This is a genomic window from Streptomyces sp. NPDC088766, assembly GCF_044750845.1.
In the GTDB taxonomy this organism is placed as follows: domain Bacteria; phylum Actinomycetota; class Actinomycetes; order Streptomycetales; family Streptomycetaceae; genus Streptomyces.
Map to the genome: position 1 here is coordinate 112,069 of NZ_JBIVKQ010000003.1, position 14,814 is coordinate 126,882.

13 protein-coding genes and 2 pseudogenes are annotated in these 14,814 nt (G+C 69.3%); 12 read left to right on the forward strand and 3 right to left on the reverse strand.

The window, feature by feature from the left end; genetic code table 11:
• Positions 1 to 202 precede the first annotated feature (202 nt).
• On the forward strand, positions 203 to 1,177 hold the full coding sequence (locus tag ACIP5W_RS05790) for a bifunctional DNA primase/polymerase (protein WP_401467260.1): 975 nt from the start codon (positions 203 to 205) through the stop codon (positions 1,175 to 1,177).
• Between the two features lie 81 nt (positions 1,178 to 1,258).
• Here ACIP5W_RS05790 and ACIP5W_RS05795 read toward each other — a convergent pair.
• Positions 1,259 to 2,411 (reverse strand): annotated as a pseudogene (locus tag ACIP5W_RS05795) (methyltransferase domain-containing protein).
• 408 nt (positions 2,412 to 2,819) lie between these two features.
• Between ACIP5W_RS05795 and ACIP5W_RS05800 the strand changes: the two are divergent.
• The 3 genes and pseudogenes from ACIP5W_RS05800 (at position 2,820) to ACIP5W_RS05810 (ending at position 5,416) form a co-directional block, all read left to right on the forward strand.
• Complete coding sequence (locus tag ACIP5W_RS05800; RefSeq protein ID WP_401467263.1) at positions 2,820 to 4,139, forward strand: hypothetical protein; 1,320 nt, start codon at positions 2,820 to 2,822, stop codon at positions 4,137 to 4,139.
• Positions 4,140 to 4,467: 328 nt separating this feature from the next.
• Positions 4,468 to 4,662: pseudogene (locus ACIP5W_RS05805) on the forward strand (ElyC/SanA/YdcF family protein); the annotation flags it as partial.
• A 166-nt stretch (positions 4,663 to 4,828) separates the two neighbouring features.
• The gene (locus ACIP5W_RS05810) at positions 4,829 to 5,416 is read left to right on the forward strand and encodes an ALF repeat-containing protein (RefSeq protein WP_401467265.1); all 588 of its coding nucleotides are present in this window, start codon (positions 4,829 to 4,831) and stop codon (positions 5,414 to 5,416) included.
• 619 nt (positions 5,417 to 6,035) lie between these two features.
• Here the strand turns inward: ACIP5W_RS05810 and ACIP5W_RS05815 are convergent.
• On the reverse strand, positions 6,036 to 6,461 hold the full coding sequence (locus ACIP5W_RS05815) for a hypothetical protein (protein ID WP_401467268.1): 426 nt from the start codon (positions 6,459 to 6,461) through the stop codon (positions 6,036 to 6,038).
• A 227-nt stretch (positions 6,462 to 6,688) separates the two neighbouring features.
• Here ACIP5W_RS05815 and ACIP5W_RS05820 point away from each other — a divergent pair, with 227 nt between their 5' ends.
• Together ACIP5W_RS05820 and ACIP5W_RS05825 are read left to right on the forward strand one after the other, a co-directional pair.
• Entirely contained in the window at positions 6,689 to 7,525 is an 837-nt protein-coding gene (locus tag ACIP5W_RS05820) for a hypothetical protein (protein ID WP_401467271.1), read from the forward strand.
• 9 nt (positions 7,526 to 7,534) lie between these two features.
• Positions 7,535 to 8,725: a helix-turn-helix domain-containing protein gene (locus tag ACIP5W_RS05825; protein ID WP_401467274.1), complete on the forward strand. Its 1,191-nt coding sequence runs from the start codon at positions 7,535 to 7,537 to the stop codon at positions 8,723 to 8,725.
• A gap of 50 nt (positions 8,726 to 8,775) precedes the next feature.
• Here the strand turns inward: ACIP5W_RS05825 and ACIP5W_RS05830 are convergent, their stop codons facing one another.
• The gene (locus ACIP5W_RS05830; protein WP_401467277.1) at positions 8,776 to 9,648 is read right to left on the reverse strand and encodes a class I SAM-dependent methyltransferase; all 873 of its coding nucleotides are present in this window, start codon (positions 9,646 to 9,648) and stop codon (positions 8,776 to 8,778) included.
• A 56-nt stretch (positions 9,649 to 9,704) separates the two neighbouring features.
• On the opposite strand from ACIP5W_RS05830, the gene ACIP5W_RS05835 reads away from it, so the two are divergent.
• From ACIP5W_RS05835 to ACIP5W_RS05860, 6 genes are all read left to right on the forward strand, one after another.
• Positions 9,705 to 10,421 (forward strand): GntR family transcriptional regulator, encoded by a 717-nt coding sequence (locus ACIP5W_RS05835; RefSeq protein WP_401467280.1) that lies wholly within the window; start codon positions 9,705 to 9,707, stop codon positions 10,419 to 10,421.
• A gap of 842 nt (positions 10,422 to 11,263) precedes the next feature.
• A complete protein-coding gene (locus ACIP5W_RS05840; protein WP_401467283.1) occupies positions 11,264 to 11,521 on the forward strand; it encodes a DUF6284 family protein in 258 nt (85 codons plus the stop codon).
• Positions 11,522 to 11,550: 29 nt separating this feature from the next.
• Positions 11,551 to 11,808 (forward strand): DUF6303 family protein, encoded by a 258-nt coding sequence (locus tag ACIP5W_RS05845; protein ID WP_401467981.1) that lies wholly within the window; start codon positions 11,551 to 11,553, stop codon positions 11,806 to 11,808.
• Positions 11,805 to 12,812, forward strand: coding sequence for a DUF2637 domain-containing protein (locus tag ACIP5W_RS05850; protein ID WP_401467286.1), 1,008 nt, complete (start codon positions 11,805 to 11,807; stop codon positions 12,810 to 12,812). Before ACIP5W_RS05845 ends, ACIP5W_RS05850 begins: the two co-directional genes overlap by 4 nt.
• Entirely contained in the window at positions 12,812 to 13,195 is a 384-nt protein-coding gene (locus tag ACIP5W_RS05855) for an RRQRL motif-containing zinc-binding protein (RefSeq protein WP_401467289.1), read from the forward strand. Before ACIP5W_RS05850 ends, ACIP5W_RS05855 begins: the two co-directional genes overlap by 1 nt.
• A gap of 179 nt (positions 13,196 to 13,374) precedes the next feature.
• Positions 13,375 to 14,814 carry a hypothetical protein gene (locus ACIP5W_RS05860; RefSeq protein WP_401467292.1) on the forward strand — a complete coding sequence of 480 codons (1,440 nt, stop codon included), beginning with the start codon at positions 13,375 to 13,377 and terminating at the stop codon, positions 14,812 to 14,814.

The following is a 14,814-nucleotide window of genomic DNA, read 5'->3' on the forward strand; positions in this document are numbered from 1 at the left end:
CCCCGGACGGCCGCGGCGGCTGCGGCCGTCGGGGCCGGCCGCCCTCCGCACACACGAAAGCGTCTGCGCGGCGGCACCAAAGCACCGCCGCGCAGACGCGTTCCCACCCCACGGAGCACACCCGGCGCGGAAGGAGGCGGACCGGCACCGGAGGGCGCCCGACCCTCTTCCCTTTTTCGAACTCGCGTACGAAAATAGAGTCATGGCCACCACGGACCGGTACCCCCGGCAGGCCACCACTCCGGCCCTCGCCCACGCCCTGTCGGCCGCCGAACGCGGCCTGGCCGTCATCCCCCTGTCCCGGACCAAGCTCCCCGCCCTGCGTTCCCCCCACCCGCCCACCCTGCGTTCCCCCCACCCACCGACCCTGCGTTCCCCCCACCGCGACGACCCCACGGCCCCGCCCTGCCGCGGCGAATGCGGCCGCCCCGGCCACGGCGTGTACGACGCCAGCACCGACCCCGCGCGCATCCGCGAACTGTTCGCCGCCGCCCCCTGGGCCACCGGCTACGGCATCGCCTGCGGACTCCCCCCGCACCACCTGATCGGCGTCGACCTCGACACCAAGTCCGGCACCGACTCCACCACCGCCCTGCGCGAACTCGCCCTGCGGCACCTCTTCACCATCCCGCCCACGATCGTCGTCCTCACCCCCTCCGGCGGCCGCCACCTCTGGCTCACCGGCCCCGCGGACGTCGTCGTCCCCAACTCGGCCGGCCGCCTCGCCCCCGGCATCGACATCCGCGGCGCCGGCGGCTACCTCGTCGGCCCCGGCTCCCGCACCGACCGCGGCGTGTACGCCATCACCCCCGGCACCGGACACCTCGTCCCCGCCCCCTGCCCCCGCGCCCTCCTGCGCCTGCTCCTCCCCCCGCCCCGCCCCGCCCGCCAGGCGCCCCCGGCAGCCGGCGGAACACACGGCCACGGCCTCGTCCAGTTCGTCCTCGCGGCCCACCGGGGACAACGCAACACCCGCCTGTACTGGGCGGCCTGCCGGGCCTACGAGGACGGCATCGGCGAGGCACTCTCCGAAGCCCTCGTCGACGCGGCCGTCCGCACCGGACTCCCGCCCCGAGAGGCCCACTCGACCCTGGCCTCGGCGGCCCGCACGACCCGCCACCGGCCCCCGCCCCCCGGCACCGACCACCGGGCCACCGGCCCCCACGAGCCACCGTGACGGGGGAACACGGAAGGGGTGCCGCTTGGGAGGGTGGCACCCCTTCCCACCTCACGACGCCTCACCACGCCTCACCACGCCTCACGCCACGAGCAGACGGAGACCGGGCTCCGCCGCGTCGAGGGCGACGAGGCCGGGGTTGCGTTCGGCCCACCGGCCCGAGGAAGGTTCGTCGCGGAGCCTGTTCACCACCCGCTCCCCGGCCTCCGGCCCGACTCCGGCCCATACCGACACCGCGCGGCGCACACGTTCCTCCAGGTACGCCTCGGGCCTGCGCCAGTGGGCCTCCAGGAAGCCGTCCGCACAGTCCCACGGAACGAGCACCGGCTCCACACGGGCCCCGATCGCCCGGGCCGGCCGGTCCGCCGAGGGCCGGCCCGCGACCAGACCGGCGACCTCGGGCAGGTGGTCACGGGTGAGCCAGAACCGGAGACGCCATCCGGCGTCACTGGCGTCGTGCGTGAACACCACCACGCGGCGGGCCGCACGCCGCATCTCGCGCAGCCCGGCGATCGGGTCCCGCCGGTGATGGACGGTGCTGAAGGCCGTCACGGCGTCGAAGGACCGGTCCGCGAACGGCAGGCTCTCCGCGACGACGGCCACACACGGCGCCGCGCCCACGGGGCATTGCACCCGCATGACCGCCGGCGGTTCCACCACCGTGACGTCACGGCCACGGGGCTCGTAGGAGCCGGTGCCGGCCCCGACGTCCAGTACCGTCCGCGCGGCCCCGAGCGCGTCCCAGGCCCTCGCGGTGATCCGCTGCCGTGCGCCGCGTCGCTGGGTGGGCGGACCCGATCGCGTCGTACAACTGCGCCCCGAAAAATCTCAGTTGTTCCTCCGGCGTCGACCTGATCCGCATCGCCCGCGCCTCCAGCTCCTTGGCGATGGCCGTCACCGCGGCGGTGGCGTCGACGGCCGTCACCGCGGCAGCGGCGCGGTCGCACTGTTCCAGCAGCAGGCCGCGCAGTCCGCGCAGGGGCGCGACAGCGTCGGTGGCCGGGTCGTCCACCGGATCCGCGCTCTCGCGCAGTCCGAAGCCCGGCCGCCGGTGGGCGAGCACCTCCCGCAGTCGCTCCACGTCACCGGCCGAGCAGGCCCGGTACCCGGCCGCCGTCCGCGCGGACGGCCGCACGAGGCCGATCTCGTCGTAGTGGTGCGGCGTACGGACGGTCACCTCGGCCGGCTCGGCCACGCGTCCCACGGTCAGGTGCTCTTCCACACCGCCGCCCATGCGGCATCACGTGACATGAGGGTCAAGCACTCCGCTCGCCCTGCCGTCGTGACCGACCGTCACCGGCGTCCGCACGGCGTCCGGTGACGGGGACACGGTGCAATACACACGTACGGAGTGCCGTCCACCGAAGCATCATCACCCGTACGGTGGGCGTCGAGGCGGGACGACGGGGTACCCGATCACTGTTCCGTGCTCGGCGCGACGCCGGGGTCCGGTGACTCCCCGAGGGCCGAAAAAGCCCGCATCCAAGGGTGTTTCCAAAAGAATCGGTGTCGCGGAAAGCGTTTCCGGCCTTCTTCGGTCAACAGTGTGCGCGTGTCTACACCGAGTTAAACGTCCTGATTGTTCAGAATGTCATCAACTGCCCCAGTTGAAACTATGAAGTTTCGTGCCGAGGAGCATGACATGCAGGCTCGCAGATGGCACCCAGACCAGCCCACTCGTATCGGTCGGCACGACTGGCCGGACGAGGGTGACAACGGAACACACATGCGGCTGCGGGCCGGCTCCATCGTGGTACTCGACCGGCAGGCATGGCGGATCCTGGAGATCAACAGCTACACCGGCGACCGGTGGCCGGACATCTACGAGAAGGCGTGGCGCGACCACGTGGAGTTGTGGTGGCACGCCAACGAGCTGCGCCGGGCCAACAACCAGGCGGGCAAACCGGCGCCCGAACGGGCCGAGTTCTACAAGCGCCCGGTGGTCCTCGTACTGCGCAACGAGAACCTGCCCCGGTCCACGCCGAAGCACTGGTGCGCCCCCGCAAGCCACGACTGGCAGGTCCTCCCGGAGCACTACGCCGTCTGCCGCGCCTGCGGCGAGCTGCCGCCCTGCCATCACGGCGAGTACCGCTGGGAGGGCGGCCCCCGTTGGCCGGAGCAGAACGGCGGCATCCCGCTCATGGTGCCGGAGGGCTGCTGCATGGGGTGCGCCGAGCCGATCAGGCCACGGGTGCGGACCGTGCGCTTCCCGGGGCCGAACCTCTGGTACCCGCCCCTGGGGGAGGACACGGCGGTCTTCCACGCCCGCGCCGCCTGCGCCGACCAGGTCGACTGCTACCGCATGCAGTGGCAGACCGAGTACAACCCGCGTCCCGCCACGCACCCCGCCACCATGGCGTTCCCCGGTTTCGAGCACTTCGTGCTGCCCCGGACCCGCAACGCGCCGGACCTGGGCCCGCACACCGAGCAGATCTCCCGGAACATGCACCCCGCGCCGGTCGCACCGTCACGTCCGGGGGAGGAGGACTGCGTCTCCATGACCGGTGACTCCGGCGCCTTCCACGTCCCGTTCGACCGGTACCGGGGGGAAGCGACGAGGGGCGCGATGCCGGCCGGTCCGCCGGCGCCGGTCACCCCCGAGCCGACGCCCGCGGCCTCCGGCGTACCCGCGACGTCCGGCGTATCCGCGGTCTCCGGTGCGCACTCGCTCCCCGGTGCGCACTCGCTGCCCGACGCACCCACGGCGGCTCCGGTCGCGCCGGGCCGGCCCGCCGCGCCGCAACCGTCTCCCGCGGCCGAGGCGGCCGTCCCCGCCGTCTCCCCCACCGCCGAGGACGCCGGGCAGGCCCTCCAGGCGGCGGAGAAGCTGGGCCTGTCCCTGGCCGGGCGCCCGGCCTTCCACAACGCCGAGCAGGCGGCCCGGGTGATCGAGGAACTCACCGCCGCGGTCCGGAACATCGCGCTCTGTCTGCACGACCCGGCCGCCGGCGCCCGCACCTGACCGCCGACGGCCCGGGCGGCCCCCCGCCACGGCCGTCACGAGCCCCCGGCCCGGCACCCCCTCGGGAGGCGGGGACCGCATGGCCGGACCACGGTACGGCGGACGGCACGCGAAAAGGGCGCCCCTGACGGAGGGACACCCCTTTCGGCCGGCACGTCCGCGACCAGCGGAGGCGGTGAGATTCGACCTCACGGTGACATCGCTGCCACGACCGTTTACGAGATCGACCGCATGAAGGAAGTGCTGTCCGCGCGGGTCCCACGGCCGACGAGGTGAGACTCCTCCGACTGCCGCCGGGTGAACCCTTCGTCGAGCTGCATCGAACACGGCGGTGGACCCGTACAAGCGCGGCATGGCTCCGCTGCTCCTCTTCACGGGAGCCACCAGCCCCACGACGCGGGAACGCATGCCGAGAGGCGAAGCCGTCCACTGTCGCGAGCGGGCGCTCGAACTCGGCGCCCCCGGCTCGGACCTACTCGTGGAACCGCAGGCCCGCAACACCGGAGAGAACATCCGTTTCTCCACCTCGTCGAGCGGCCCGTCGAATGGCGGGTCAGCCGCAGTGATGCGGGCCACTGGCAGGCGTGATCGGCGAAGGTTGCCTGATCCGCGCAATGCGCCGGCCCGTCCCTTCCTGGGATGATCCCAGCACCGCACACTCCTTGAAGACGACAAAGGTGGTTGACCTCATGAGATCGACTCGCGTGATCCTTGCTGTGGCCGCAGGCGCTCTTGTCCCGGCGCTGTTACTCGCCACACCGTCCATGGCCGCCCCCGTCGCCCCCGCAGTCGCCGTCGCGACGGCCGGCTCGTCCTGCGACGGGATGAGTGCGGACGACCTGCGGGTGGCGATAGCCCGCACCCTCGCCGACCCCGACAGCGGCAAGCGCGTGATCGAGGAGGCGAACGCGCTCCTCGACAGCGGCACCGTGGAGGAGATGTGCACCTGGCTGGAGACGGGCTACCCCCTCGCCCAGGGCGAGGACGACCGGGTGGCGATAGCCAGACTTCTCGCCGACCCGGACAGCGGCAAGCGCGTCCGTGCGGAAGTCAACCAGCTTCTCGACGCCAACGATTCCCAGCAGATACGCGCCTGGCTGGAGACGGGCTACCGCCTGGCCCAGGCCGAGGACGACCGGGTGGCGATAGCCCGCATCCTCGCCGACCCCGGCATCAGCGACGCCCTGCGCGCAGCGGCCGGCTCTGCCCTCGACGACAACTCCCCGGAAGCGCTGCGCCACTTCCTGGAGGTCGGCCGGTACGAGGTCGGCCAGTGACCGGTCCGACGGATCAGGTGGCGGGCGTGGGGCACCCTGCGTCGACTCCTCGTCCGCGAGACCACGGTGTCGCCGTCTGCGGCGATGTCCATCCCACGGTTCCTGCTTCGGGACCGTCGATGAGCCCGACCGCTCCGGCGCGTGACATCAGCAGCTGACACCGGCAGACACGGACCAGCCCGGCCACTGCCGAATCTCGACGGACGCCCAGCCTGCGGTCAACGGCGAAGATCCATGGCTGAGCGATGTCCGTGATCGACCTGATGAGGATGAGGCCGCACCTCAAGTGCCGTGCCCCGCTCGTGCCCGATCGAGCGGGGCACTACGGAAAGCAGCGGAAAGTCCCGGAGTCCGGGCAAGCGAACGGCCCCCGACCATCAACCCAGGTCGGGGGGCCGTTCTCACTGCTCACCATGCGGAGGCGGTGAGATTCGAACTCACGGTGACATCGCTGCCACGACGGTTTTCAAGACCAACCAAGTTCCTGTGGCCAGGCGCGCTTTGACCTGCGTCTTCGCATGTTTCTGTCACTCGGTCCGGTCACTGTTGGCCAGAGGATGGCCGCCAGCGGGGTATGGCCCGGTGCTGGCGCCGTGGGTTGTTGCGTGCCGTGCTGCTGTCAGGGATTGGTGTCAACGGCCCTTTTTGGCCCAGGATGCGGTCCCGGCTGGCTAGGAGCTGCGATGCGCAGGAGCTGGAGACCGTACATGGCGGCGTGGAACGCGGCTCCGATCTCGCGTGCCCTCTCTTCGGTCTCAATCGGCCACATGGAGATGTAGTCAGCTCCGATGTTGGCCTGCTCCACGGTGCCGTCCAGTACGAGCGCTTCAGCCGCTGCTTGCAGGACGGTCATCGCCTGATCCGATACGTAAGGCTTGCGGCTGGCCATGGCATCAAGTTGCACCTTCCAGCGCTGCCCGTGACGAGCAATGCACACAAAGATCGCATCGTTGGCCTTGGCTGTTTTGTAGGCAACACGGTGGGCTTCCGGCGTGGTGCAGTCGGGGATGAGCGCGGCTTGGAGAGGCATTCCAGGCTTCGACATGACCACATCGTCGCAGCCGCTCACGGCGTTGATCAGGCGAACGCCTCGACTGTCACCGCCCGACGCCAAGCTGCCGGCAGGAGCGGGCGGGGTACTGGTGGGTCGGCCAGCAAGACGATAGGTTCAGCCCAGATTAGCTCACGTGTTCGGTTTACTTGGGCGCACCGCGACGGGCGGTTGGTTCATTTTGACGCGCCACTTACTGGGATGGGGTAGAGTCATGCAGCATGAGCGAACAGCAGGATGCGCTTGAGGACCTTGAGTCCAGCGGTGTTCTCGCGACCCTCGCATGGGCTAGCGCGTCGGCCTACCGACGCACCATGGAGGACTACGACCCCGAAACGGGGCATGACCAGGGCTGGGTCGGCTCTACCGCCCACAAGCTCTTCGTTGACCGACTGCACCGAGCATTCTCCACAGGGAAGCACAGCGTGGACTCACCCGAGTCTGCCTCAGCCGGCCTGGACCTCGTGGCTGCCGGACTGGCCCCGGGCGAGCACCGCAAGATGCCGCTCATCGCCCCAGGCACAGTCGTCTGGTCTGACCTCAACCAGTCACCGGGGTGGCGGTGCGGGGATTGGCGGTTCCTGCTCACGTCGTTCGTATTCGGGGAGAGCAATCGCATCCCGTGGCCCCAGAAGAGCCCCACCAAGCAGCGTGTTGCTTCTCAGGGGAAGCCAGCAGGATGGCTGGACCCTCACCCCACCCTTTGGGAGGACGAGGCCGAGTCGGTCGCCGCCACCATCCAGGCCCTGAGGGAAGAGAACGCGGAGCTCAACGCGACAACGCTGATCGTCGCCCACAGCATCGAACGCGAGCTGAACATCCGAGAACTTTACTTGGGGCGCTCTCGTTTGAATCGTGGGGGCGGAGATGCCTGGTACTGGAAGCATGATCTACTTGCAGCCGAACCGGGTACTCCTACTTCGGTACCGATTCCCACCTCGCCCGACCCTCGTCCCGGATTGTCCGGCATCCAGGACGCACCCGTTCGCCTTCGCCGCCAGTCGTCGGAAGGGAGCGGAGAGCGTCGCCTGACGTCGGGAGAGAACGACAAGCAATGAAACGAGTGGATGGTCATGGATTCCTCACGCCGCACAGATGTGCAGGTTAGTGACGCCTCTCGCCTATTCGACGGACGACGTTTGACGCTCGCGCGACAACTGATCGGCCTTAGAAAGAACGCACTCGCGACGAAGATCGACAAAAGCGCTACCGCTGTCGCGGCGTATGAAAACAACACGAAACGCCCAGCGCCCGCGACGGTCGCTCAGCTATGCCTGACACTTGGAGTGGATCCGGGTTTCTTCCTCCCGGGTCCTCACCAATCGACAGCCAGCGACTCCGTACCTCACTTCCGCTCGTTGCGTTCGACAACGCAGTTGGCGCGAGACCAAGCCTTCGCGTACGGAGTTATCGCTGGAGATGTGGGCGCCGCTCTCGAACGGCACGTCGAGTTCCCGGAACCCGATCTGCCGCGGCTAAGCGTCGACGTGGAAGACGAGTCGAGCACGCTCCCCGAGGAGGCGGCTCGCCTTCTTCGCAAGCATTGGGACATTGGCTCGGGTCCGGTTGGCCACCTGGTGCGCCTAGCGGAAAACCATGGCGTCGTGGTGGTGTTCAGCCCCGCGCAAACTGCCGCAGTTGACGCTTATTCTTTTGACGACGGTTACAGGCCGACGGTCGTATTGAATCCTGCCAAGGAAGATTATTACCGTCAACGCTTCGACGTTGCTCACGAAATTGGGCACCTCGTGATGCACGTAGATGCCGAACCAGGGAGCAAGGTCGTCGAAAACCAGGCGCACCGGTTCGCGGCTGAACTCCTCCTCCCGGAGGATGAGTTGCGTGACCTTTTGCCCAGTAAGGCAGACTGGAGAATCCTCGCAAGACTGAAGGAGACTTACGGGGTAAGCCTTCAGGCTCTCCTGTATCGCTCTAGGGCTCTCGGCATAATGAGTGACGTGACATATCGCAACGCTGTCGCCTATTTGTCATCGAAGGGATGGCGCCGCCGAGAACCAGGAGAAATGCCCGCCGTGGAGCAACCGTCACTCTATCCCAAGGCGGTGGAAATTCTATCGAGCGTAGGAATGGACGAACTTTCACTAGCCAAAGAATCTCGGGTAACTCCGGGGATCTTTCGAACAGTGACAGCAAGGTCCCCCGTGCGTGAAGATCTATTTCTTGAGCCTCAAGAAGTAGATAGACAAGACGGCGTAATTCCCCTGTTTGCAAGCAAGCTTGATAAGCCCGGGACCTAAGTCCCGGGCTTGATCAGTTCCTGTTTGACGCCGTATACCCGCTACCGCCGTCAGGAATAGCGGGCGCTCCCATTCTCGGCAGTCTGCGGCGCCGTTGGCGCCGCAGACGACGCCGGGGAGGGAGCCCGCCCTACGGCGAGCAGATGCGAACTGGCGGCTAGCAGCTCTGGGTACGGCTCCGCCATGCGCGCTGCCTCCATGGCAGACGCAATGAGGTCGTCCGTCGGCCCTTCGCCCGGCTGTTGCTCGACTGTCTTTACAAGTGACCACGCTGGCCCTTCGATCCCGAAGACCTGCACGTCCTCCAGACCGGAGGCCACCAACTCCGCCACCAGCTCTTCAGCGCGGTGGAAGTACGACAGAGTGAACCCGCGCACCCCGTCGTAGACAGCCGTTTCAAGGATCTCGGAGACCGAATCCCGAATCCGCTCAGTGTGCAGGTGGGCATATGTCACGTGCTCGAAGAGCGACGCGTACCGATTGATCGCCGCTGCAGCCACCAACCCACCCGGCTTCACCACTCGGTTGGCTTCCGCCAACGCCCTAGTCCGGTCCTCGGGATCGGGCAGGTGGTACAGAGGTCCAAGAAGCTGCACTACGTCAAAGCTGTCGTCCGGCTCACGAAGATCACGAGCGTCCCCAACGATCGCCGAGCACACAGCTGAGGCGATCTCGACATGGCGCGGCACCGGATCCACAAGCGTGACGTCGTAGCCGTCTTTGACCAGCCATTCAGCGTGGACCCCGGTCGCCCCTCCCACGTCGAGGACGCGCGCCGGCGAGGGGGGCAAGAAGCGTCGGAGGAGCTCCTGCGTCCTGATCAACTCCATGCGCCCGTCTGCCGAGCTACGCAGACGACTGTCCTCGTTCACTGTCTCGCCGTAGAACCGCATCACGGAGGGAGCCAATTCGAGATTCGACATGCCCGCAGTATCGTGTGTACCGGTGGACCAGTCCAGCGTGCGGAATAGGGGAAGCCATGGCTGTTCTGAAGTACGAAGAGATCGCCGAGTCTCTGCGCGCCCGCATCGCCGCTGGCGAGTTCGCTCCCGGGGACACCATCCCGTCCGGCCGCGACCTGGCTGAGCAGTGGGACGTGTCACGAGCCACTGCCATCAAGGCCGTGGACGTGCTGCGCAATGATGGCGTTGTGGTGGCCAAGCAAGGCACCGGTTTCGTCGTCACGGAGACGCCCGTGGCGCGCCCTGCCGGCGCCCGTCGTGCCGGCTCGGCCCGCATCTTGGGCGGTATGCCGTTCCTGCGCGTCGGGGCGCCCGACTGGTCAGAACCTCCCGCCCGCATCGCCGCCGCGCTCAAGCTCTCCGCTGGGGTCCAGGCACTTCGACGCATCCGTGTTCTGCAGCTACCCGACGGAACGCCCAATAGTTGCGTCGAAGCGTGGTTCCCTCCCGAGATCGCAGAGGCGTCTCCACGCCTCGCCGACACCGCCCCCATCGCCGAAGGCACGACACGCTACGTCCGTCGCCAGACCGGACGGTTTCCGGTCGAGGGGGTGGATGTGACCACAGTGCGGCTCGCCACAGACGAGGAGGCGGACCGGTTGGGCGTGCCGCCAGCAAGCGCAGTGGCTGTACTCCTTCACACGGCTTACGACCAGGAGGGTCGCCCGCTGGTCTGCGAAGAGGGAGTCACACCTTCCTCGCTCTTCGAGCAGGTGGACACCTACTCCATGTAGAGACATCGCAACCCGGAGCTGGACCGGTCCTCCGGTCCAGTTTTTTTGACGCCATTTTAGGCGCTCTGAGCTGCGCAAACTCTTTTTTCCATCCACCAACTCCGTTTCCATCACTTGACTGGACCGGTCCACCGGTCCAGTCTGTGGTGCAACGCCGCCCGGCCTTGAAGGAGAGCGGCAGCACCGCCCTTTGGCCGTCGTCGGAGGGGAGTGGCAGACGCAGCCCGTTGGCTGTCAGACCCGGTGCGAACAACTTGGACAGCGGTCCACGAGCGCGGAACCGAACTCCGCGGGCTCGTGAGTGCACTGGCACTGAGACACCGAATCCCGAGCGAGGGCGACTCCCCGCGATGACCGGTCGGTGGATAGGACCGCGGCGACGAAGCTTCCAACTGTCGCCACGAACGGACTAGGCACTCCCTCACGTTGCGCGTGAGAGCTGAAACGGGCGATGTCACCGGAAGAGATCACGGCCGCCGCGCTTCAGCGCTCACGCGGCCTTCTTGCACTGCTTCACCCCTGGTGGCCGCAACTGATGGGACATCCAGTGCACCAACGAAGACGGTGGGTGCCGCCGTGACGGATCGGCCGACGAGCGCCAAAACCCCCTCCCAGCCGTGAGCGGAACCACGCTCACGACCAATCCGATCCACCCCTCTACCTGCCATCGCAGCGGCTAGCGCTGCGGCCGGTTGCCTCCCCCGCCCGTCCGGCCCCGCGGGGTCGTACGGGCGGGGTTGCAGGGAGCTGGAATCCACTGGTTCCACAACGACGAGCGGCCCCGGGTGGCTAGACCCGGGGCCGCGATTCGGGCCGTTCCACCGGCTAAGGAGACACGACCCATGAACCACATCGTGACTGTTCAGGACGCTGTTACCGCGTTCGCGGACTGGATGGAGCCGACCGACGCCGAGCTGGACGCGATCGAGTCGGAGATGCCGCGGATCCTGGCGGACATCGAGACACTGGACGACCAGATCACCCTGCTCGACCGGGCACCGAACGCGCTGGACGAGCGGCGCGCGCGCCGCGACCGGCACCGGACGCTGTCCGAGCGGGCCGCCCTCGCCAACCGCGCCGTCCCGGGCGAGGTGGCGTGATGGCGCGGGAGCTCCGAGCGCAACTATCCATGAGCCAGGGCGGCTGGCGCCTATTCGTGGCGGTGCACGGCTCCCTCGACCCGTGGCCTGAGCACAGCTTCGGACCGGGTGGGCGGGTGCCGACGTTCACGGAACGCGCGCAGGCGCTCAAAGCGCTCGGGTTCGTTCAAGCGCCGGCCGCGCAGTGGGAGTGGACGGAGTTCAGCACGGACCCCGCCGACCCCGCCTCGCCTGTGTGGCTGCTCGCCTCCACCTGGGTGGATTCACGGCCGGAGGCCGCCGCGTGAACACTGTTCAGATCCGTTCAGCGGAGCGCGCGCTGTCGGTGGGCACGTGGCTGATCGTGTGCGGCGCGATGCTGTACTCGGTCCTGACCGTCACCCCGCTCATGGCCTCCCACACCCCCGCCCGGTGGGCGTGGACGGCGCCGATCCTGCCGCTGGTGGTCGACGCCGCGGTCGTCATCGTGGTCCGTCTCGACTCGGTCCTGGCCCGCCTGGGCGGGCACGGGGGACGGTGGCCGGTGGCTCTGCGGTGGATGACCGGCACCATGACGCTCGCCCTGAACACCGCCGACTCCGCCCTGGCGAAAGACCTGGTCGGGGTGGCTGTCCACTCGGTGGCGCCGCTGCTGTTGATCGTCACCGCCGAGACCGGACTGGCCTACCGCCGCGCCATCACGGCCGCCGTGACCGCGCTGGAAGCGAAGCAGCGGGCCGAGCGTGAGGCGGCCGAGCAGGCGGCCCGCGAGCGCGCGGAGGCCGCACGCCGGCAGGCGCGGGAGGAGCGCGAGCACGCCGCCCTGTTGGCGCGTGAACAGCGTGAACACGAAGCCCGCCTTGCCGCGGATGCGGCGGAGCGGGAGGAGCGCCGGCGCCGGGAGGAGCGCGAGGAGCGGGCCGCCCGCGAGGAGGCGGAGCGGGTGGAGCGTGAACGCCGTGAACGCGAGCGTGAACAGCGCGAGCGGGAGCGTGAACGCGCTGAACGCGAGGCTGCCCAGCGCGCCGAGAACGAGCGCCGTGAGCGTGAGCAGGCTCTCGCGCGTGAACAACGCGAGCGTGAGGAGCGCACCGCCCGTGAACGCGCCACGCTGCTGGAGCGCGGTCCGGCTGCGGGCAAGCTCCCGGAGGACGAGGCCCGCGCGATCGTGACTGCCGCGTTCGAGGCGGGGCTGTCGGTGCGGGCCGCGGCGGAGTTGTGCGGCTGGTCGGTCGGGTGGGTCTCCACCCGCTACGCCGAGCTGCGCGACCCCGGCCACGGTGGCGCCGAACTCGCGATCGCGAGCCGCTGATGCCGACCGCCTACAGCCGCTGTTTCGACCCGACCGGTGCCCGTTACGGCATACCGACCTACCCGTGGCGCATGGCACCGGACGGCTACGCCACCCGCCGCCAGCTCCGCACCCGCGGCTTACGGCCCGGCGGACAACCGGTCGCTGCTCAGCTAATGGTGGTCAACCGCCGCCAGGGCACGCCCCGTGTCGCCTACCTCTACCGCGTCGACCTGGCCAAGCCGGTCCGGCCGATGACGTCGCGCAAGTGGGGAGCTCTCGCGTTGGCGATGCTCGCCCGCCGCACCTGCCCGCGCTGCCGGCTCGATGTCGGCTACTGCATCCCGACCTCGCACGGCATCTGCGGCATGTGTCTGGCCACCGAGGAACAGCGCGCCGCCTAGAAACCCCATGTCAGCAGGCCCGACCGCAACTTTCCAGGGCTCCGGTCGGGCCCTACTCCCCGATGAGGAGTGCAAGCAGCATGACGGAAGTCAGCATGGAACCGGTAGCCGTTGAGGCTCCCGCCGCACCGCCCTCACCCTCGCAGGCACCCCCCGCACCATCCGCGGCCGCCACGGAGGTGGATCACACCCCCGGTGGGTGGCCGGTGGTGCCGCTCGCCCTGTCGGGAGCGAACACGACCGTGGGCGTGCTCGCTGCCGCCTCTCTGCTCGGCGGGCCGTTCGCCGCGGCTGTCGCCAGCACCGGCATGGTCGCCCTCGGTGTCGCCGCGGCCTCCCGCTCCCGCAAAGCGGGCCCGCGTCACGAGGCGCGCCGCACCGCCGCCCGCACCGCCGGTCGCGCGGCGGGCGGCGGCCGTCCGACCCGTTCGGGCAGCGTGGCCGGACGCATACCCGCCCAGTCCTCCCGCCGCGGGTCAGCGAGCGCGTCCCGCACCGGCACAGCAGGCGCCAAGTCCAACCGGGCTGCGGCCGGCTCGCCGAAGCACAGCACCGGCGCCCGACGCAGTGCCGCCTCAAGCGGAACCGGTGCCAAGGCCGTTGGCCGTGCCGGTCAGGTTCGGGCGCTGCGGGCGGCACAGCAGGCCGCGGGTGGGTCGCGGGCCGCACGGCGAGCGCAGACCACGGCCGCGCGCCGTGCGGTCGCCGACGCCCGCCGCAACGCCAACACCCCGACCAGCAAGAACCGTTCGGGTGCTCGCCGCGGCGTGACCGGGCGGCTGCTGGGCGGGGCCGCCCGCAAGGCGCGTGCCGCACAGCGGGCTGCGGTCGACAAGCAGCGGGCCCGGCGCGACGCGAAGACCGCCGATCAGGTGGCCGCCAAGCGCAGGGCTGTGCGCAAGGCACCGGCCCGGAAGGCGGCCCGGCAGGCGCTGCGCCGGTCCGCGGCCCGCTTCCACGGCCGCCGTCTGCTCGCCGCCCTGCTCGCTCTGCCGGTGGGCCTACTGGGCTGCCTGACCACTCCGATCGGGCGCAAGTTCGGCATCCCGTGGCTGATGAACCCTGGCCGCCGCCTGTACCGGCAGATGGTCCGCACGGCGGCCGAGCAGCGCGCCGAGCGGGACGAGAACACCCGCAAGACCCTGCGTGAGCAGGAGGCCGCCGCTGATGCGGAGGCCGAGCAGGACGGCACGGAGGGGCCGGGTGAGCAGGTGGAGCGCCCGGCCATCGAGACCCCCGCCAGCAGCACACCCGAGGTGAGTGAAGGAGAGCACGTGTCCGGTTTCCGGTTCGAAGAGGCCGCGGCCGAGATGGAGCAGGCCGCCACACAGTACGACCCCGAGAACGCCATGGAGATCCTCGCCATGGTCGAAGGTTTGCCGGCCGCGCTGACCAGCGTGGCGAACGTCATGAAGATCCTCGCCGAGCGCTCCGACTCCGAGTTCCCGCTGGAGAAGGAAGTCGCGGACGGCTTCAACGACATCTTCGGCGCCCTGATGAGCGCCGTCGCGGTCGCCGAGGACATGGGCCCGCTGTTCCGGCAGGCCCACGAGCAGGACATCGCCCGCCACGAGGACCCCCGCAACGGCACCGAGGCAGAGAAGGGCTGGAACGTCTGA